This is a genomic window from Nocardia sp. NBC_00508, assembly GCF_036346875.1.
Classification (GTDB): Bacteria; Actinomycetota; Actinomycetes; order Mycobacteriales; family Mycobacteriaceae; genus Nocardia.
Genome location: NZ_CP107852.1, coordinates 971,191 through 990,755, shown reverse-complemented (window position 1 = coordinate 990,755; position 19,565 = coordinate 971,191). Strand labels below are relative to the sequence as shown.

Genomic DNA, 19,565 nt, shown 5'->3' with positions numbered 1-19,565 from the left:
CGGGCCCGCTCGCTCCGAGACCTCGTGCCTGCATGGATCTTCGCGGCGAGACCGGGGTGCATGGACGACCAACGCGTGCGGCCGCAGTGGCGCCGGGCCGCTTTGCTCAGACCGGTCAGGTCGGACTGCCGTTGCGGCCCTACGCCCGGTGGCTGCGCTTCCAGCGGGCCGTCGAGCTGATCGCGACCCGCCGATCGGTGACGGCCGCGGCGCACGGTGCGGGTTTCGCCGACAGCGCCCACCTGACCCGCACCTGCCGCGGCATGTTCGGCGGACCGCCGTCGGACTTCGGGGCGATCCGCTGGGTGCGGGACGTGCGCGAATTCCCGCACTGAGAAGGGGGACAGCGGGTTTGTTCACCGCCCGCCATCCGCGCCGCGAGTCGGAGCTCGAATACGCCTGGGCGACCGACGATCTCGATGCGCGATGGCGTTCGCTCGAACGCGCCCCACTCTTCTCCCAGCCCTGGGCGTTGCCGCATACCCGAACGCACTGGCACATGCTGCGGCTGGCCGTGCGCTGCCGCGATCGTCGCGAGATCCTCGGCCGGCTCGTCCGGCTGCTGGTCGCCGGGCCGGGTTCATCGGTCGGGCGAGTACCACTGGGCAACCCGGGGCGTGCGACGGTCGGACTGATGGCCAGCATTCCCGTCCCCGAGGACCTGGCCCGCATCCTCGCCGATGGGGCGGCGCGCTCGCCGTGGTGAGGTCGGCCGCGAGCGGTGCGCACGCCGCCCGGCGACGGTATGGCGAATACTCAGCGATCGTTAATGAATGTCCGAACTGGTATGGAAGCCCGTGATGTAGCCGCATATTTGTTGCATGCGTGTTACCTAGCGAGTATGTCTGCGCGCAATAGCAAACATCTGGCATTATCCGATCATGGTCATTCCCAGCGTCCTGCCGGAAAGCTCGGCCATGGTGACTCCGTTCGAGACGGGATGGCCGGTGCGTCTCGACGACACCGGGGGCGACCAGCGCCTGCGGCTCGACGGGGTCGCACGGTATCTGCAAGATGTCGGCTACGACCACCTCGGGGTCCTCGACGACGGCGACATCCATCGCCTGTGGGTGGTCCGCAGAACGGTGATCGATGCGCTCAAACCCATCGAGTTCGGCGACTGGGTCACGCTGCGGCGCTGGCCGTCGGCGACATCCTCCCGTTGGTGCGCGATGCGCGTCCAGATCTGCGGCAGCGGGGGTGGCCTGGTGGAGACCGAGGGCTTCCTGATCCACTTCGGAACCGAATCCGGCGTCCCGGCCCGGATGAGCGACCGTTTCTTGGCGCCCATGCTGGCCTGCACGACCGAACACCGGCTCCGCTGGAAGGCGGAACTCACCGACCCGATGCCGCAGGCCGACGAACCCGACGTGGGTAGCAGGCTGTTCCCGCTGCGCGTCACCGATATAGACCTGCTCGATCATATGAACAACGCGATCTACCTCACGGCGCTCGAGGAAGTGCTCGCCGACCACGCCGAACTGAAGTCCAATCCGCACCGAGTGGTGATCGAGTACGGGAAGCCGGTGCGGTCCGGGGAGGATCTCCGCCTCGTCTCCCGCCGCACCGGTTCGTGTCTCGACGTCTGGTTCGCCGTCGGCTCCGACTCGCGCGCGGTCGCCCGCGTCACGCCGCGCTGACGGGGGCCGCCGGACAGGGCCCGTACCGGGTCGAGGCAAAGGTGGAGTGCGGCAAATGGGCTCTGGAGGCCCCTAACGCGCTAAATCCTCCACCGTGGCATGGGCGCCCTTGGTGCGCAGTGAGTGCAGGGCTGCCAGGTATGCGGTCACGAACCGAGGCCGGTCGATCAGATCGCCGAATACCGAGCGTTCGCCGAGGAAGGCGGTGGGCTGCTCGCGTTGCCGCCGCGCGAGGGGGATCAATTGGTCGCGCAGGCGGTCCACGACCTCGATCGGCGCGCCGTGCTCGTCCACACCCTCGGCATAGCGCGCCCAACTCGCGACAACCGCCGCGGCGCAGTCGATCTCGCCGCCGGAAGCGAGCTGCGAGCGGATCACCGGCAGCAGCCACTTCGGGATCCGGTCGGAGGACTCCGCACAGAGCCGGGCGATGGTGTCGCCGATCGCGGGGTTGGCGAACCGCTCGATCAGGGTGTGCTTGTAGCGATCCAGGTCGACGCCGGGGACCGCGCGCAGGGTCGGCGTCGCCTCCGCGTCCATGTAGCGCAGCAGGAATCGCCGGAAGACCGGGTCCTGCGCTGCCTCGTGCACCAGCCGATAGCCGCTCAGATAACCGAAGTAGCACAGCGCTTGGTGGCTCGCGTTGAGCAGGCGCAGTTTCATCAGCTCATAGGGGGTGACGTCATCGACGAGCTGGACGCCGACCTCGTCGAAGGCGGGGCGGCCGAGTCCGAAAGAATCCTCCAGCACCCACTGCACGAAGGGTTCGGTCAGGACCGGCCAGCGGTCGGTGAGCCCGTAGCGTCGCTCGATCTCGCCGGTCGCGGCGGGCGGCGTCACGGGGGTGATCCGGTCCACCATCGAATTCGGGAAACGAACCTGTTCGCCCACCCAGGTTCCGAGCTCGGGATCGCGCAGTGCGGCGAACGCGCCGAACATCCGGCGCGCGACGTGCCCATTGCCCTCGATGTTGTCGCATGACAGCACGGTGAACGGCGCGATACCGCGCATCCTGCGCCGCGCCATGGCCTCGGTGACGAATCCGAATACCGTGGTGAGCGGCGCGTTCCCGGCGAGATCGGCGCGGATGTCGGGATCGTCGGCGTCGAACTGCCCGGTGGCGGCCGCGATGCGGTACCCGCCCTCGGTGATGGTGAGCGAGACGATCCTGGTGGCCGGATCGGCGAGCTTCTCCACCACGGCCTCGGGATCGTCCGGCGCGTAGCGGTACTCGACGATCGAGCCGATGATCCGGGTGGCCCAGGTGCCGTCCGGCGCGACTGTCGACAGCGTGTACAAGCCGTCCTGCGCCGCGAGAGCGTCGCGCATCCTGCGATCGCCGGGTAGCACACCGACTCCGCAGATGCCCCAGTCGTGCGCCAGGCTGCGTTCGAGCAATCGATCGACATACATCGCCTGATGCGCGCGATGGAAACCGCCGACACCGAAATGCACTATGCCGGTGGAGATCCGCGATCGGTCGTAGGTCGGTGCCGCGATGCGACCGGTGAGTTCCGGCATTGTCGCCGCCCGCAAGGGCGTCGCCGAATCCTCTAGCATCCCGCCACCTCCGGATGTTGTGGAGATCACATTCTAGTGCGCACGATGCGATGAGGAGGCGCACTCGGACCGGGGACGCTGTGTGGTCGCGCCCAGCGCCGGTGCCGGGCCCGTGCGGCGGATGTCGGCCATGGTCTGCCTGCCCAGTCGCTCGGGCTCGTGCCGGGCGACGGCGACTCCGCGGCCGAGACCGAAACGGACCAGGCGCGCGGCAGGCGACCCGCCAGCGGCCCACGGCCCGGCTGGGGCCGCCGAACCTACCAGGAGGTTTAGCGCAGCGCAGCTGGGTAGACCGTCGATAACCAGGATCAACGGCAGAGAGGTAGGAGCGATGTCCGAACCCATCACGAGCACCTTGGATCCCGAGCAGCAGCGCATCGCGGGCGAGACGCTGCGCGGGACCGTCATCGACCTGATAGATCTGTCGCTGATCGCCAAGCAGGCGCACTGGAACGTCGTCGGCGCCAATTTCCGGTCGGTTCACCTGGCATTGGACGAATTGGTCACGGCGGCAAGGGAGTTCACCGACGCCGCCGCGGAACGCGCCGCCGCGGTCGGTGTCAGCCCGGACGGGCGCGCCTCGACGGTGGCCAGGGATTCCGGCGCGCTCGGCATCGGCGAAGGCTGGCAGCAGGACACCGACGTCATCGACGCGATTGTCGGCAACCTCGCCGCCGTGATCAAGCGGCTACGCGAGCGGATCGCCGCGACCGAGAAGGCCGACCCGGTGACCCAGGATCTGTTCCTGGACGTCGCCGCGCGCCTGGAGCAGTTGCACTGGATGTGGCAAGCGCAGCTCGCCACCGTCTGATGCGGGTGATCACCTGCGCCTTCGGCGCGCGTGCCACCAAGACCAGCACGGTCGCGGTGCGGATTCCCGCCGACGAGCGCCACTTGCCGCTGATCCGCGGGATGTCCGACACCGTGTGCCTGATCGCCGATCTGCCCCTCGGCGCGGCCGCGGACATCCGGCTCGCGATCAACGAGATCGCCGCGATTCTGGCGGTGGGCTCGGTGCCCGGCTCGATGCTCGGCTGCGAGTTCACCTACAGCGCCGATCGAATGAGCGTGCGCGCGGACGTGATCGCCGCGTCCGATGCGGAGCTCGGGGGCGATCCGCTGAGCTGGGAGCTGGTCCGGATGCTCACCAGTTCCCTGTCGATTTCCCGGAACCCTTTTGACTCGGACGTTCGTGGGTATCCGACCGTCATCGAATTCAGTTGGGAACGAGGACCATTTGATGACACGTGAGTTCACGACCGACCGGAACGACCACGCTGGGCGCACCCGCGAAGGCGACAGTTACGACAACATCGAGCCCTGGTTCGAGAAACTGGCCGCGGTGGCGGAGACCGACCCGCACCATGCGGAGCTGCGCGAAGAGATAGTGCGGCGGTGTCTTCCGCTCGCGGAACACATCGCACGCAAGTTCGCCGGCCGCGGCGAGTCTTTCGACGACCTGCTACAGATCGCGCGTGTCGGCTTGGTGCTGGCGGTGGACCGTTTCGACATCACCCGCGGCAGCCCGTTCCTCGGGTTCGCGGTTCCCACCATCATGGGCGAGGTGCGCAGGCACTTCCGGGACAACACGTGGTCGCTGCGGGTGCCGCGGCGGCTCAAGGAGATCCAGTTGCGTATCGGCCCGGCCACCGAGACAGTGTCGCACCGCCTGGGACGGATGCCGACGGCCAGGGAGATCGCCGCGGAGCTGGAGGTCGAGTTGGGCGAGGTCACCCAGGCGCTCATCGCGGGCAACGCCTACCAGACCAACTCGCTGGATTCCGCCAGTCGCGACGACGACGGGGCGGCCCAACCGCTCGCGGATACCCTCGGCACCGAGGAACCGTGCTACAGCCTGCTGGAGCAGTCGATGGCGGTGCGTCCGCTGATCGCCCAGTTGCCGCCACGCGACCGCCAGGTGCTGATCCTGCGCTTCTTCGAATCCCGGACCCAGGCCCAGATCGCGGAACGGTTGGGCGTTTCCCAGATGCAGGTGTCCCGGATCCTGGCCCGGATTCTCGGCGAACTGCGCGAGCGCGCGCTCGGCACCGAGGTGTCCCGGGCCGCTTGAGCGCGGGTCACGTGCGCCGGTGGGTGCCCGAGTCGGTCATCGGGGTGGACGAGACTTCGTCCGTCCAGCCGCACGGCAGGGCACAGCTGGCGATCACTTTGGTCTCCATGTCGCCGTTGTCGTAGCGCAGCGTCGTGGTCGCCGCGTAGGCGGGATAGCCGCACGCGCGGCATTTGCCGAAGAAATCGAGGATCTCCTCCGCGCGGGAGTGCGCGAGTCGTCGGGTGCGCTTGTGGTCCATCACCTCTCCAGCCAGCGTGTGGTCCTGCCGAGCGGGCGCCTGAGACGCTAGGACCGGTTGCCGGAGGGGCGCCGGGATTCCGGCGATCATTGGGTGGATTCACAGGTGTCGCCCAACTGGATTGGGCGCGGTCCCAGGCTCAGGTGAATGCTGGGCAATCGCAAGCGAGTTCGCGCGATTTGCTGGTAGCGGCGATGAGTCCGGAGATACTTGACCTCGTCTGTGACTGACGTTACAAAGGAGCTACCCGCCGACCCGAAGTTGTTCGAACCGGCCGATCAGAAGTGCGCGAAGTTGGTTACCGACGTCATCGATATAGTCGCGGAGTTCGCGATCGCCCGCAAGACCATCTGGGATCTGCTGCTCGAACCGCAGACCTATCCGCGAATGTTCACCGGTATCGGCGAGTGTGAGCAGATCCAATCGGCCGACGGCGCCGTCGTGTGGCAGATGCGTGTCGGCACCTACGACACCGGTATCCGCACGCATCAGATCCGGCTGAGCGTGGGTCGCTGGTACGAGAGTTTCGAAATGCAGTACGCCGCGCTGGGCAGCTTCGCGTCGGTGCGGCTGCACGGTGAAGAGGAGCGCACCAGGGTCACGATCACCTACTTCGCGCCGAGCCGGGTGCACCCGCGCGTCGCGGAGTTGTCCAACGTGGCCATCGCGGACTGGACCAAGAGCGGACTGCGCCGGGTGGCCGACGTCGCCAAGGGCGCGCGGACGTCGCTGATCGTCAACGGCGAGGATTCGCCGATCCGGCGGAACGCGGGCGTCGCACGCCAGATGGTGGCCTCTGGCGTCGTAGTGCTGCCCGCTCGTCTCGATCGCAGCTTCAAACAGTTCCGCTCGCTGGCGAAGTGGGGGTTCAACCTGGCCGGTGGGTACGCGGCGGGCGCGGCGTTTTCGCCGGAGCGGACCGCGATCATCGACGACCGCGGCACCCGGTCCTTCGCCGACATGCACGAGCGGACCAACGCGCTGGCCGCGGCGCTCGCCGCGCTCGATCTCGGCCCGGGCGACGCCATCGGACTGCTGTCCCGCAACCACGCGGGCATGGTCGAATGCATGGTCGCCGCGGGCAAACTCGGCGTGGACGTCGCCCTGCTCAACTCGGGCCTGGCGGGCCGCACCATCGAGGAGATCGTGCAGCGCGACCGGCTGTCGGCGCTGTTCGTCGACGGCGACCTCGAGCCGTTGGTGCAGTATCTGCACGCCGACATACCGCGCTACAACACCGACGAGCGACCGCCGGTACCCGACCGGACGACCGTGAACGACCTGGTGGCGCAGGGACACAGCACGTTTCGCACACCGGCGCAGCCGGGACGGCTGGTCGTTCTCACCTCCGGGACCAGCGGGACCCCCAAGGGTGCGCGCAGGCCGCATCCGAAGGGCTTCGGGTCCATCGCGGCGCTGCTGTCGCGCATCCCGATGCAGATGAACGAGACCATGTTGATTCCGGCTCCGCTGTTCCACACCTGGGGCCTGGCCGGGCTGCAACTGAGCACCGCGTTGCGCGCGACCGTGGTGCTCGCGGAACGGTTCGACGCGGAGGACTGCCTGCGTCGCATCGCCGAGCACCGGGTCGGCACGGTGATCGTCGTGCCGACCATGGTGCAGCGCATCCTCGATCTGCCCGCGCACGTGCGCGCACGCTACGACACCTCCAGCCTGCGCCACGTGATCAGCTGTGGGGCACCGCTCGCGGGTGCGACCGTCGAGCGTTTCATGGACGCCTATGGCGACGTCCTGTACAACGTCTACGGTTCCACCGAGGTCTCGTGGGCGACCGTCGCCACCCCGGAAGATCTGCACTCCTCGCCGACCACGGCGGGCCGCCCGCCACTGGGCACCAAGATCGCTGTGCTCGGGCCGGACCATCGCAGGCTGCCGATCGGCGCCACCGGGCACATCTTCGTCGGCAATCACATGCTGTTCGACGGTTACGTCAACGCGGCGCCGCCGGACGAGGCGCACGGCATGCTCGACACAGGTGACCTCGGCTACCTCGACGCCGCGGGCCGGTTGTTCATCGCGGGCCGCGATGACGAGATGATCATCTCGGGTGGCGAGAACGTCTTCCCGCGCCCGGTCGAGGAGGCGCTCGCGCACCTGCCACAGGTCAGTGAGGTCGCGGTGGTAGGGGTACCGGACCACGAATTCGGCCAGCGGCTGGTGGCGTTCGTGGTCAAACGCGAAGGGGCCGGGCTCGATTCGGACATGGTCCGCACTTACATCCGAAATCGCTTGAGCCGCTTCTCCGTTCCTCGTGATGTCACGTTCCTCGCGGCACTTCCGCGCGGTGACACCGGCAAGATCCTCAAACGCCTGCTCGCCGGTCCCGGCGCGACGCCACCGCCGCTGCCGCCATCGATCAACGGACTCGGAACGGCAGGTTCGACGTGATCGCGGAGCCGAGGCGCGTCGGCCTTTGATTCGAGCGGCGGGCCGCCCCGTCCGGTAGCCGACCCGACCGTGACGCGCCCGGCGGTCAGTAGGCGGCGTCTTCCAGCTCGGACAACGCGGTCTCGAGGTGGTCGAGCAGCGTGGCCACGTCCGGCACGCTGCGGCGGCAGGCGACAATGCCGATGTCGAGGTTGTCGGCGTTGGTGGTGAGCGTGATGTTCACCGCTTGGCCGTCGAACGGGATGGACAGCGGGTAGCTGGCATCGAGGCGGGCGCCGTTCCAGTACCGGGGTTCGCGCGGGCCGGGAATGTTGGAGATGACGATGTTGAACGGCGGGTTGGCCAGGGCGACCGTGGCGGGGACCAGCAGCGATAGCGCCAGCGGGCTCAGCGTCAGCGCCGACAGCGAGACCGCCTGCCCGGGGGAGAGCTCGCGATAGATCTCCTTACTGCGGCGCATCGAGGAGTTGATCGACGCGAGCCGCTGCGCCGGATCGGCGATATCGGTGGCAAGACCGCACAGCAGCGCGGCCACGGCGTTGCCGCCGGTGTGGGCCTCGTCGGACTCCGGCCGCAGCGATACCGGCACCATCGCGACCAGCGGTTTGTCCGGCAGGGCGTGATGGGCGATCAGGTAGGCGCGCAGCGCGCCCGCCGCCATGGCCAGCACCACGTCGTTGAGGGTGGTGCCGGTCATCTTCTTGAGCTGGCGGATTCGATCCAGCGGCCACGAGCGGGCCGCGCAGCGGCGTGCCCCGCCGATCGGGACGTTGAACAAGGTGCGCGGCGCGGCGAAGGGCAGCGTCAACTGCTGTTCCACGAGCGCGGTGCGGGCCAGGCGCAAGGCGGCGGGTGCGGAGCCCGCCGCTTGTGCGAACATCGCCCGCGCCGTCGCCCCGAGTGCGCGCGGCCGCGACGGGTTCTCGTTGTGCCGGTCCGACGGAGGCAGATGCCAGGGCGCCAGCGCTTCGCCGGCGTCCGGGTCGCTGGTGAGCATGCGCTGCATCAGGCGCTGGGCGGCGACACCGTCCATGAGGGCGTGGTGCACTTTCGCGTACAGCCCGACCCGGTCGCCGGCGAGCCCTTCGATCAGGTGTGTCTCCCACAGCGGCCGATGGCGGTCGAGCAGGGTGCTGTGCAGTCCGGCGGCCACCTCGACCAGCGCGTCCAGGCCGCCGGATTCCGGTAGCGCCCAGCGCTGCAGGTGGTAGTCGAGTTCGACGGTGCTTTCCACTGTCCACGCCAGCTGCGGAGTGCCGAACAGCCGGGCAGGGCGCTTGCGGAAGGTGGGGTGGAATTTCTCCCCCGCTGCCAGCGTCGCGTACGCGCGCCGGGCGAACTCCGGCCCGGTGCTGTCCATCGGGTCGAAGATCTGCAGTGCTCCGACGTGCATCGGATGCTCGCGCGATTCGGCGATGAGGAACAGGGCATCCAGCGGCGAGATGAATTCCATGGGCAGTCCCTCCTGGCGTCGCCGCGGCGTCGCGACGGTCTGTGTTCCGGCGGGGGAATGTCGGCGACGGGCGTGCCGTACTGCGCATGGCGCCGGAGGGGAACTGCGCCGGTCGAACGACAATCCACCAACCGATGATTCGATGCCGAATCCGGACCGGCTGGGCGGTTCGGCGTGGATTGTTGCGCGCAGCCTCAGGACAGGCGGCTGACCGGCCAATCGGGCGGCAGCTCGAGACGCTCGCTGATCAGGTGGATCGCGGTGTGCAGCGCCTGGATTTCGTCGACGCCGCTGGCGACGGAGGCGCCTTGCTCGCTGATGTGGAACCGGCACAGGTGGTTACGCCGGTCGGCCGCCAGATACGGCCTGCCGATGATGATCGACAGCGAGCTGTCGGCATCGCGCAGTGTGCGCGCGGCAATAAGGGCCTGCGGCTCATGCGCGGCCGTTGTCGCGGCGCGCGAGGGCCGGGTCGGGGTGACGGGAAACCGCGGATCGGACGGCTCGGTCACCTCGAAGTGCGCCCCCAGGTTGTTGGCCTGCCGCAGCTCGGCGGCGATCTCCTGGAACGCGCGGTACAGCGCCGCGATGGAATCGGCGCCGTGCGCCCATCGCTCGCCGATGCCCTGGATGCGGAATCCGCACACCACGCCGGTGTCACCCGGCGCCATCTGCGGTTTGCCGACCTCGATCGACACTTCCCGCGCGGCGTCGGCGACGGTGCGGGTGGCGATCACCTCCCTGATGCGACGCCATTTCGTGTTCGCGATCGCACCGCCGTCTTCGGACTCGCGTACTGCGGGCGTGGTCGTTTCCCCAGTGACCCGCGCCGGTATCGCTCTCATAGCGAATGGAGTACCCAACTCTCTCGCCGGTTATCCTGCGGATCGAGGTGACCTGGACCGCAGGACTATCGGCTGCACCGGCGCGGTTGGGTGGGGTGAGTTGCCCCGCCGAGGTCGAAGTGTGACGGGAGACACGCCGAAGCGGAAAATGGCTACCCGGTAGTTAACGTGCTGTGGGTTTGGCAGGCTATCGCCCAGATGTGATGGTGGGCGCGCAACGACGAGGAGGGGCGGACGAATTGGTAACGATTGCGCAGTTACGAGCGGTTCTGTCGATTCTCCGGGTCGACCCGGACGAGGTCGGCACGTGGCTGGGAGAGACCGGTCTGCGTGGTCCGGACGCGGAGCGTGTCCTGTTGGTCGGTTTGCTACACCGCGTCGCGAGCAGCGAACTGCGGCAGGTCATCACCACGACCATGGACGACGAGGGAGCCGCCCGCGCCGCCGCGGTGAGCACCCGGCCGGTGGACGGCGAGAATCCTGCCGAGCAGGTACGTTTCGACGCGCACTGGCTGCACGATCGCATCGGCGCGTTAGCGGCGGGCACCACCGTGGACCCGGTTCCCGTCCTGCTGGACGCTGCGGCTCGTTCGACGGATGCGGCCGAGGCCCTGCTGCTACTCAGCCACAACCCGCGCGGCTACGAAGCGGAGATCAGATGGGAGCGGGCACTCGACGACCTGGGTCGCGCCTACCACTTGATCAACGACGAGCGCGTGGGACGCTCGAACACGACGACCGCGCCGCTGTAGCCCGCGATCGAGGCGTTCGTCCCGGCGTCGCGTGCGCCGCCGGGACGGAAGTCATTTGGGTTGTGCCGGTAGGGATTGCGCGGGCTTGTCGGCGAAACGTGTGCTGCCGTCGGCCGCCTGCAACGTGGTGAGCAGGTCGACGCCTGCCACGACCAGGGCCGGGCCGCCGATCGCGATGGTTCCGAGGATGCCGCCCAGGCTCGCGCCGGTCAGCAGGCCGGCCACGCAACCGACGGCGATGGTGACCAGACAGCCGATCGTGGCGCCGATGGCGGTGCCGACGAAACCGCCGACAGCGGTGGCGAGTCCGAACTGGCTGGCGAATTCGTCTCGGGCGCGGCGGTTCTCGGTCATCGACGCGATCGGCGTCGCGACGAGCGTTTCGGCGGTCGCGACGCCCTCCGGGCGGGCCGGCGTCAGCTCCAGCACCGTGCTGTCCTTCTTCAACTCCGGCCGCACCGGGATCGCTGTGCCCGCGACCCGGAAGTCCAGCGGCAAGGTCATGGCGACGCGGCCGTCGCGGTCACGGACATCGACCACGTCGATCACCTGCGCGACGTCGGCGCGGGCGCCGTTCCGGTCGACGAGCACGCCATCGCGCTCGGTCAGTCGGGCGTCGGCGTCGGTTGCCCGGTCGCGGGGAGCCCTGGACAACTCGAACGTTCCGTCTCTGAGCGCGGCGACTACCGTGCGATCGACGAGCTTGGCCGAGTAGGTGATGTCGGGTGCCGGTTCGGCGTGTGCCACGCCGGTGGCGATGATCAGTGAACCGATGGCCGGTATCGCTGCCGCAGGGATGCCGCGGAGTTGCATGAGCTGTCCATTCCTTCGTCAGGATTCACCTGTGTCCCGTCCGGCCGGACCCGCGCACTCCGGCGGCGCAAGCGCAGTCGCTGAGGGTCGCAAGCAGCATAACGAGTGCCTTAGCACGAGGTCCGTCCGCAACCCGCGCTGGGCCGAGCGACGGCGTGGCAGCCGCGTGGCAGCGCAGGCAGCAACCCATGATTGTTCCGGCGGGCCGGTCGGAGATGTCGAAAGATGCTCCGACCGGCCGTCTTTCGAACAGCTGATCAGCGTGCCACCGCGAGTTCGCCCGCCACATCATCGTGCAGGATCGTCGCGCTGGTACCTGGCGGCCAGCCGAGACCGGCGTCCAGCTTGTCCAGCACCTCGGGGCTGGGGCGCGGATTGCGGGACCGCTCGATCTCGCTGAGGGTTTTGGCCGGCGGGCCGCCGTTGCTCGCCACGTCCGCCTGGGTCCATTTCATCTCGCGCCGCCGCGCGCGCACTCGCGTGGCGAGCGCGTCGAGGTCGAGCGCGGCGGCGGCCTCGACGGTGTCCGCGAGTTCCGGCGCCGGATCCGGATCGCCGAGCTGCCTCGTTTGCTGCTTTTCACGCAGGATCCCGCTGGTGATCAGCCTGGACCGTTTGCGCCTACCCATTTTCGCCACACGCTCTCCCATCCTCGGTCGAGTCGATCTATTGCGGCGCACGGCGTCGGCGCCGAGCGGCGCCCACCGCGCCGATGAACGCTGAACATCATGGGGGAGCGTGGTTGCCGACCCGTTGCGACGCGCCGGGCGCTGCCCGGTCGGCGGCGAAGGATCGACTGTGCGGGATTGTCCGGCGACAGCTCAGGCCGGTTCGGCGGCTGGTTCGCGGTGCAGGACGGTGCGCGGGTCGCCCTGCGCGGCTATCCGTCCGTCGCGCAGGAGGACGCAGTGGTCGGCGCGTAGGGCGTCCTCGTGGCTGTGGGTAGCGTGCACGACCGTAACGCCGTCGTCGCAGACCCGGCGGATCGCCTCGGAAATCTCCTGCTGCGCAGCGGAATCCAGACCAGTCGTTGGCTCGTCGAGCAGCAGGAGACCGGATTCCTGGGCGAGTGCCTGGGCGAGCAGCGCGCGCTGGCGCTGGCCGCCGGAGAGGGTGTCGAGTCGGCGGTCGGCAAGGTGGGCGATATCCATCCGGTCGAGGTATTCCTGCACGACCGTCCGATCCCGCCGGGTGAGGCGGCGCCATGCCCCGCGGTGCGCCCAGCGGCCCATGGCGACGGTTTCGCGGACCGTGATCGGCAGGGTCGCGGGGACGCTGCTGTGTTGCACGACGAATGCCGGTGGTCGGGTATGTCCCCGTCGAACTGCTCCTGTCGTGGGCGTGATGACACCGGCGAGGATGCCGAGCAGGGTGGATTTGCCGGAGCCGTTGGGTCCGACGAGCGCCGTTACCCGGCCGCCGGGAATCGTGACGCTGAACTCGTGCAACACCGCACGCCCTCGGTAACCCGCCGTCACCTCGGTGACCTGGATATCTGGCGGCGGCATGGCGACTCCGTTCCACTGCATTGAAATGAAAATCGTTATCATTGTAATCTGCTTCTCATGGAGTGGTTGTTCGTCCCGTTCGAGGTCTCTTTCGTCCAGCGGGCCTTGTTCGGCGGGCTGCTCGTGTCGTGCTTGTGCGCCATCGCGGGGACCTGGGTCGTGGTGCGCGGCATGGCGTTCCTGAGCGACGCGATGGCACACGGAATGCTGCCGGGTGTCGCGGTGGCCGCCTTGCTGGGCGGAAACCTGTTGCTCGGCGCGGCATTCAGCGCGGCGGCGATGGCGGTCGGGGTCTCGGTGCTCGGCCGCAGCGCCAGGTTCGCGCCGGACACCGGCATCGGGCTGCTGTTCGTCGGAATGCTGTCGGCGGGTGTGATCGTCGTGTCGCGTTCATCGTCGTTCGCGGTCGACCTGACCGGGTTCCTCTTCGGTGACGTGCTGGCCGTCGAGGATCGTGACCTGTGGTACTTGGCGGCCGCGGTGGTTCTCGCGGCCATAGTCTCGGTGCTGGGCCACCGGGCGTTCGTCGCGCTCACCTTCGATCCGCGGAAAGCGCACACCCTCGGGCTGCGACCCCGTTGGGCGCACGTAGCGCTGATCGGTCTGGTCACCCTGGCGATCGTCGCGTCGTTCCATATCGTCGGCACACTGCTGGTCTTCGGCCTGCTCATCGCGCCGCCCGCGGCCGCGGTCTACTGGGCACATCGCATTCCGTCGATCATGTTCACCGCCGCGGTGTTCGGTGCGCTGGCCACGGTTGCCGGACTGGTGATTTCCTGGCACGCGGGCACCGCGGCGGGCGCGACCATCGCCGCGACCGCCGTCGCCTTGTTCTTCCTCTCCACGCTCTCGGCCTGGCTGCGTGATCGGGTTCGCTCCACAGGTCCGGCGCCGAAACCGCTGGCACTGGTGCTGATCCTCGCTGCGATCACGCCGCTGCTCGGCTGCGGGGCGGACGCGCCGTCCCAGCCGGTGGAGCCGACACCGCACGGCTATGTGGCGGGTGCCGAGGAGACCGCGGAAGCGCAACCACGTCTCGTCGTGGCCGACAAGGGGACCGGCGGCCTGCGGGTGGTCGATCTCATCACCGAAGACGTCATCGACCTCGGCCGGACGGAAGGCGTCGACAGTATCGGCGGCGACGGGCGCTTCGCATTCCTGTCCGCCCGTGGCCGGGTGCGAGTCGTCGACGCGGGTGCGTGGACGGTAGACCACGGCGACCATGTGCACTACTACCGTGCACCCGCCCGGGATCTCGGTGCGTTCGCCGGTGGTCCGGTGGCGGCCGCGCACGGCGAGGGCGCTGTCACGGCGATCGCTTTCGAAACAGGTGGCACGACTGTGCTGGACCGGTCCGCCCTCGGCACCGGCTCGCTGCACGAGCGCGGCGTGATCGCGGACGGGCCGGCGGTGCCCTACGCCGAGCACTTGCTCGTTGCCGTGCCCAGGCGCGGAGCCGTCGAGGTCCGCACCCGAGACGGCGTACCGGCCGCCGTCGTCGCGGAGCCGTGCCCGGCTCCGAGCGGCTCGGCGGTGACTCGCCGTGGCGTCGTCTTCGGTTGCGCCGATGGGGCGTTGGTGGTGACCGCGCGAGACGCGGTGTTCACCGGCGAGAAGATCCCGTATCCGCACGGTGTCGCCGAAAGCGACCGCGCGGCCGAGTTCTTCCATCGTCCAGGCAGCACGACGCTGGTGGCGAGGGCAGGGCCGCGCGGAGTGTGGCTGCTCGACATCAGGCGCAAGACATGGAGTTTGCTGGAGACGGGTCCGGTGGTCGCGGTGAACACGGCGGGGGAGGGGGCCCCGGTGCTGACCCTCACCCGAGACGGCCTGCTGCACGGCTACGACGCGGCGTCCGGCCACGAGTCCACTGCGGCGCGCCCGCTGACGGCTCCGGTAGCCGCCGATGGGGAACTACCGGTGATCCTCGTCGACAACCACCGTGCCTATGTCAACGATCCCGGGGCACGGGTGATCCACGAGATCGATTACCTGGACAACCTGCGCGGTGCACGAAGATTCGCCCTCGACATCAGCCCGACGGTCATGGTGGAGGTCGGCCGATGAAGCCCGCGATCCGGCTGTGCGCACTGGTCGCCGCCGCGGTGCTCGCGCTGACCGCATGCCTGAATTCCGGTGCCGACCGCGACGGAATCATGGTCACCACCAATATTCTCGGTGACCTCACCCGCACCGTCGCAGGCGATGCGGTCGAGGTGACCGTGCTGATGCCGCCGGACGCGGATCCGCACTTCTTCGCGATATCCGCCCAGCAGGCCGCCCAGCTCGAACGCGCGAACCTGATCGTCTACAACGGTCTCGGCCTCGAAGAGAACGTCTTGCGCAACGTCGAGGCAGCTGAGAGGTCCGGAGTCCCCGCCGTAGCGCTCGGCACGGAGATCGATCCGATCAGCTTTTCCGCCGACGACGCGAACGGTCGGCCGGATCCGCACTTCTGGACCGACCCGCACCGGGTGCGCAGGGCGGTCGAGGTCGTCCGTGACCGGATCATCGACCACGTCGACGGCGTCGATGCCGCGGCGATCCGCGCCGGGGCCGACCGCTATCTCGCCGAACTCGATCGGCTCGACCGCTGGATGACCGAGCGGTTCGCCACGATCCCCGCCGAGCGCCGCAAATTGGTCACCAACCACCACGTCTTCGGCTACCTCGCACAGCGATTCGGCTTCACGGTGGTCGGTGCCGTGCTTCCGGGCGGCACCACGCTCGCCTCGCCGAGTCCGTCGGATCTGGCGGCGCTCGCCGGGACGATCAGGGCTGCCGGGGTCAGCGCGATCTTCGCCGACTCCTCGCAGCCCGATCGCTTGGCCCGGGTGCTCGCCGAACAGGCCGGGCTGCACGTGCAGGTGATCCCGCTGTATTCGGAGTCGCTCACCGAACCGGGCGGCGGCGCAGGCACCTACCTGGAAATGATGCGCGCCAACACCGAGGCCATCGTGCGCGGCCTCACTGCCGGTTAGCGCCCGACCAACAGAAGGAAACCCATGCATACGCGATCGCGAACCACCAAATCGGCGGCCTTGGCCGGCCTGATGACCGCCGTTCTCACCGTCGCCGGTTGCGGCACCGACACCACCCACGCGGACCACGACTCCAAGCGAAGACACATCGCCGATCCCATCGCGATCACGCATGACCGTGGCATCTACGTGCTCGATGGAACCACGCTCGAGCTCGCGGGTACGGTCGACCTCGACGGCTTCAACCGGCTCAACCCGGCGGGCGACGACCGGCACCTGCTCGTCTCGACCAAGGACGGATTCCGCGTCTTCGACGCGACCGCCGCCGAATTCACCGGCACCGACTTCCCCGGCCCCGAGCCCGGCCACGTGGTGCGCCATGCCGGGCGAACGGTCCTTTTCAGCGACGGCACCGGTGACGTCGTCGTGTTCGACCCCGCCGAACTCGCGGAGGGCTCGCCGAAGACCTCCACCTACCGCGCTGCCGCACCGCACCACGGCGTAGCGATCGAACTCGGCAACGGCGATCTCGTCGTCACGCTGGGCACCGAGGAAAAGCGGACCGGAATCGCGGTGCTCGACAAGAACCGCACCGAGAAAGCGCGCAACGAGGACTGCCCCGGCGTGCACGGCGAGGCGACCGCCGCGGGTGAGGCCGTCGTGATCGGCTGCCAGAACGGCGTGCTCGTCTACCGCAACGGCACGATCAGCAAGGTGGCAAGCCCCACCGAGTACGGCCGGATCGGCAACCAGGCGGGCAGCGAGACCTCGCCGATCGTGCTCGGCGACTACAAGCGGGACAAGGACGCCGAACTGGAACGGCCACAGCAGGTCTCGCTGATCGATACGGTCACCGGCACGCTGCGGCTGGTCGATCTCGGGACCAGCTACACCTTCCGTTCACTGGCTCGCGGTCCGCACGATGAGGCCCTCGTTCTCGGCACGGACGGCCGGATCCACGTCATCGATCCGATCGCGGGTGCCGTGGTACGCACCATTCCGGTCACCGGACCTTGGCAAGAACCGCTGCAGTGGCAGCAGCCGCGACCGGCGCTGTTCGTCCGCGGCAGCACGGCCTACGTCTCGGTTCCGGCCACGAAAGAGGTGCACCGGATCGATCTGGAGTCGGGAGCGAAGACAGCGACCGGCACGCTGCCCGGTACGCCGAATGAAGTGAGCGGCGTGGTCGGCCACTGACGGGACCGAGTTACGTGCGTCGCGCTCATGGGCACCGTCCTTGGCGCGCAGAAGAAGCGTCCGGCGATGTCGCGTCGTGCGTATCCGGTGCTCCAGGGTTCGGATCGGGATCTCGGAGCACCGGCCGCGCCCGGAACTGAGCGCAGGGGAAACGCCGTGGCGGTAGGGGGGATGGGTTCCGGAGCACACCGGCGCTACCGTGGGATGGCATGGACACTGCCGCGCTCGTCTTGCCGGAGCCCGTGCGCGTCCCTCGGCCGCCATCGGTGAAGTTCGGTTTTCTCCGGGGGATCGGCAATGCGCGACCGGTGGTCGTCGCGGCGGGGTGTCTCATCGTGTTGCAGCTGGCAATCCGCTGGTGGGTAGCGGACAGCGGCTATTTCTATTGGGACGATCTCATCCTGGTCGGCCGGGCGGCCCAGTATTCGCTGTGGTCCACCGATCTGCTGCTGTACGACCATGACGGGCATTTCATGCCGTTGGCCTTCGCCACCGCATGGGCGGTGACCGCGGTGGCGCCGCTGTCCTGGGCCGGGCCGGTGGTTGTGCTGCTGGTTCTCCAGCTCGCGGCATCGCTGGCCGTCCTGCGGATGCTGATGGTTTTGGTGGGCGTGCGGTGGATGATCCTGGCCCCGCTGGCCTTCTATCTGTTCTGCCCGCTGACGCTTCCGGCGTTCGCGTGGTGGGCGGCCGCCTTGAACGCGCTGCCGCTGCAAATCGCCGTCGCATGGGTGATCGGTGACGCGATGCTGCTGGTCCAGAGCGGTCGGCGCCGGTATGCCCTCTCGGGGATCGCGGTGTTCGCGGTGGCTCTGCTGTTCTTCGAGAAGTCGGTGATCGTGCCGTTCGTCGCGTTCGCGGTGGCGGCCCTCGCTCGATACGTCGAGGGTGGCGAGTCCCCGCTTCGCGCGGTCGCACGACGTGGCGCGGCGCTGTGGGCTGGATCCGGTTCGGTGCTGGCCTGCTGGCTGATCGGCTATCTGGCGGTAGTCGGCGGCCCCGTCCCGCCCGACAGCATGCGCGAACTGCGGGATCTGCTGCCCGGCGCGGCATCACTCGGGATCGTTCCCGCATTGTTCGGCGGACCCTGGGTCTGGGAGCGGTGGCTACCATCCACGCCGTGGGCGGATCCGCCCGCCTGGGCAGTGGTGTCCGCCTGGCTCGCGCTGGTTGTGCTGGTGGCCTTATCGATGCGTGCGCGTCTCCGGGTAGGGCCGGTCTGGCTGACGGCCGCGGCCTACATTCTGGTCGTCCAGCTGTCGGTGGCGCTGGCCCGCGGCGGACCGAACACCGCGGCGGAGCTGATGCAGTCCCTGCGCTACTTCGCCGACGTGGCGGTGGTGCTGGCCGCCGCGGGTGCGCTGATGCTGCGTGCCCGGCCGAAACCGTCGTTCGAGCGCAGCCCAGCGTCTTTTCCGGCCCGCCGCGTGGCGGTCGCGGTCATGGCGGTGTTCCTCGTGAGCAGTCTCTGGTCCACCTACACCTTCGTGCAATCGTGGCGTGCCGGCCCGACCAGAACCTATGTCACGAACGTCGAGTCGGCGCTGAACGAGTGGGACGGCACACCCCTGCTGGAACAGGAAGTGCCGTGGAATGTGCTGAATCCGCTGGCATATCCGCAGAACCTGACCAGTCGGGTGCTCGCACCCATCGCCGCTCCGGGCGCCTTCGCCGACTCGACGCCGCACCTGCGGATGATCACCGATAGCGGCGAGATCGTCGAAGCGTCGGTCTGGTGGAACAGAATCATCCTCCCCGGACCGCAGCCGGAGTGCGGGTATCGGATCCATGGCACCGAGCCGGTCCAGCTGCTCCTCGACGGACCCATGTTCGAGCACGAATGGACCGCGCAACTCAACTACTTCGCCGATCAGGACGGGCGGATCACCGTCGGCTTCGAGCACGGCAGAGCCGTGGCGGCTCCGGTCAGGAAGGGGGCGAATACCGTGTTCGTTCGTATTGTCGGCAGCGGATCGGCGCTCCGGATTGCTTCTCGCACAACAGGTCTGGATTTGTGCGTGGGAGTCGGACCGGTCGGCGTCGCGTCGTATGACAACTGAGACTTCCTGGTGCGGGTTTCGGTTGCAAAGGTGCG

General features: G+C 68.5%; 19 protein-coding genes. 12 read left to right on the top strand and 7 right to left on the bottom strand.

All coding sequences use genetic code 11. The annotated features are described in order from the left end of the window. The first annotated feature begins 32 nt into the window (after positions 1–32). The 3 genes from OHA40_RS04305 to OHA40_RS04295 all read left to right on the top strand — a co-directional run bounded on the left by OHA40_RS04305 (position 33) and on the right by OHA40_RS04295 (position 1,640). The gene (locus OHA40_RS04305) at positions 33–335 is read left to right on the top strand and encodes a helix-turn-helix domain-containing protein (RefSeq protein ID WP_330231773.1); all 303 of its coding nucleotides are present in this window, start codon (positions 33–35) and stop codon (positions 333–335) included. Between the two features lie 17 nt (positions 336–352). After that, the gene (locus OHA40_RS04300) at positions 353–706 is read left to right on the top strand and encodes a DUF3703 domain-containing protein (protein ID WP_330231772.1); all 354 of its coding nucleotides are present in this window, start codon (positions 353–355) and stop codon (positions 704–706) included. A gap of 175 nt (positions 707–881) precedes the next feature. Beyond that, positions 882–1,640 carry an acyl-[acyl-carrier-protein] thioesterase gene (locus tag OHA40_RS04295; RefSeq protein ID WP_330231771.1) on the top strand — a complete coding sequence of 253 codons (759 nt, stop codon included), beginning with the start codon at positions 882–884 and terminating at the stop codon, positions 1,638–1,640. 72 nt (positions 1,641–1,712) lie between these two features. Here OHA40_RS04295 and OHA40_RS04290 read toward each other — a convergent pair whose 3' ends face one another. Further along, the gene (locus tag OHA40_RS04290) at positions 1,713–3,200 is read right to left on the bottom strand and encodes a mannitol dehydrogenase family protein (protein ID WP_442943921.1); all 1,488 of its coding nucleotides are present in this window, start codon (positions 3,198–3,200) and stop codon (positions 1,713–1,715) included. Between the two features lie 331 nt (positions 3,201–3,531). Between OHA40_RS04290 and OHA40_RS04285 the strand changes: the two genes are divergently transcribed. The 3 genes from OHA40_RS04285 to OHA40_RS04275 are packed head-to-tail and all read left to right on the top strand — an operon-like array spanning position 3,532 to position 5,271. Continuing rightward, positions 3,532–4,011 carry a Dps family protein gene (locus tag OHA40_RS04285; protein WP_330231770.1) on the top strand — a complete coding sequence of 160 codons (480 nt, stop codon included), beginning with the start codon at positions 3,532–3,534 and terminating at the stop codon, positions 4,009–4,011. Continuing rightward, positions 4,011–4,451, top strand: a complete 441-nt coding sequence (locus OHA40_RS04280; RefSeq protein ID WP_330231769.1) for an anti-sigma factor — start codon at positions 4,011–4,013, stop codon at positions 4,449–4,451. The genes OHA40_RS04285 and OHA40_RS04280 overlap by 1 nt, the downstream gene beginning before the upstream one ends. Then, positions 4,441–5,271, top strand: a complete 831-nt coding sequence (locus tag OHA40_RS04275; RefSeq protein ID WP_330231768.1) for an RNA polymerase sigma factor SigF — start codon at positions 4,441–4,443, stop codon at positions 5,269–5,271. The genes OHA40_RS04280 and OHA40_RS04275 overlap by 11 nt, the downstream gene beginning before the upstream one ends. A gap of 7 nt (positions 5,272–5,278) precedes the next feature. On the opposite strand, the gene OHA40_RS04270 is transcribed toward OHA40_RS04275, so the two are convergent. Continuing rightward, on the bottom strand, positions 5,279–5,512 hold the full coding sequence (locus OHA40_RS04270; protein WP_330231767.1) for a hypothetical protein: 234 nt from the start codon (positions 5,510–5,512) through the stop codon (positions 5,279–5,281). A gap of 294 nt (positions 5,513–5,806) precedes the next feature. Between OHA40_RS04270 and OHA40_RS04265 the strand changes: the two genes are divergently transcribed. Beyond that, complete coding sequence (locus tag OHA40_RS04265; protein ID WP_442944024.1) at positions 5,807–7,921, top strand: AMP-binding protein; 2,115 nt, start codon at positions 5,807–5,809, stop codon at positions 7,919–7,921. Positions 7,922–8,006: 85 nt separating this feature from the next. Here the strand turns inward: OHA40_RS04265 and OHA40_RS04260 are convergent, their stop codons facing one another. Together OHA40_RS04260 and OHA40_RS04255 are read right to left on the bottom strand one after the other, a co-directional pair. Beyond that, a complete protein-coding gene (locus OHA40_RS04260; protein ID WP_330231766.1) occupies positions 8,007–9,374 on the bottom strand; it encodes a WS/DGAT/MGAT family O-acyltransferase in 1,368 nt (455 codons plus the stop codon). 194 nt (positions 9,375–9,568) lie between these two features. After that, positions 9,569–10,219: a DUF6968 family protein gene (locus tag OHA40_RS04255; protein WP_330231765.1), complete on the bottom strand. Its 651-nt coding sequence runs from the start codon at positions 10,217–10,219 to the stop codon at positions 9,569–9,571. Between the two features lie 239 nt (positions 10,220–10,458). Here OHA40_RS04255 and OHA40_RS04250 point away from each other — a divergent pair, with 239 nt between their 5' ends. Further along, entirely contained in the window at positions 10,459–10,971 is a 513-nt protein-coding gene (locus tag OHA40_RS04250; RefSeq protein WP_330231764.1) for a hypothetical protein, read from the top strand. Positions 10,972–11,022: 51 nt separating this feature from the next. Here OHA40_RS04250 and OHA40_RS04245 read toward each other — a convergent pair whose 3' ends face one another. From OHA40_RS04245 to aztA, 3 genes are all read right to left on the bottom strand, one after another. Continuing rightward, a complete protein-coding gene (locus OHA40_RS04245) occupies positions 11,023–11,784 on the bottom strand; it encodes a hypothetical protein (RefSeq protein ID WP_330231763.1) in 762 nt (253 codons plus the stop codon). A 257-nt stretch (positions 11,785–12,041) separates the two neighbouring features. After that, a complete protein-coding gene (locus tag OHA40_RS04240; RefSeq protein ID WP_330234035.1) occupies positions 12,042–12,413 on the bottom strand; it encodes a helix-turn-helix domain-containing protein in 372 nt (123 codons plus the stop codon). A gap of 192 nt (positions 12,414–12,605) precedes the next feature. After that, a complete protein-coding gene (gene aztA / locus OHA40_RS04235) occupies positions 12,606–13,292 on the bottom strand; it encodes a zinc ABC transporter ATP-binding protein AztA (protein ID WP_330231762.1) in 687 nt (228 codons plus the stop codon). Positions 13,293–13,349: 57 nt separating this feature from the next. On the opposite strand from aztA, the gene aztB reads away from it, so the two are divergent. From aztB to OHA40_RS04215, 4 genes are all read left to right on the top strand, one after another. Next, positions 13,350–15,359 (top strand): zinc ABC transporter permease AztB, encoded by a 2,010-nt coding sequence (aztB, locus tag OHA40_RS04230; protein ID WP_330231761.1) that lies wholly within the window; start codon positions 13,350–13,352, stop codon positions 15,357–15,359. Further along, positions 15,356–16,273 carry a zinc ABC transporter substrate-binding protein AztC gene (aztC, locus tag OHA40_RS04225; protein WP_330231760.1) on the top strand — a complete coding sequence of 306 codons (918 nt, stop codon included), beginning with the start codon at positions 15,356–15,358 and terminating at the stop codon, positions 16,271–16,273. Before aztB ends, aztC begins: the two co-directional genes overlap by 4 nt. A gap of 24 nt (positions 16,274–16,297) precedes the next feature. Then, positions 16,298–17,470, top strand: coding sequence for a zinc metallochaperone AztD (aztD, locus tag OHA40_RS04220; protein ID WP_330231759.1), 1,173 nt, complete (start codon positions 16,298–16,300; stop codon positions 17,468–17,470). A 209-nt stretch (positions 17,471–17,679) separates the two neighbouring features. Beyond that, entirely contained in the window at positions 17,680–19,530 is a 1,851-nt protein-coding gene (locus OHA40_RS04215) for a hypothetical protein (protein ID WP_330231758.1), read from the top strand. The last annotated feature ends 35 nt before the right edge of the window (positions 19,531–19,565 follow it).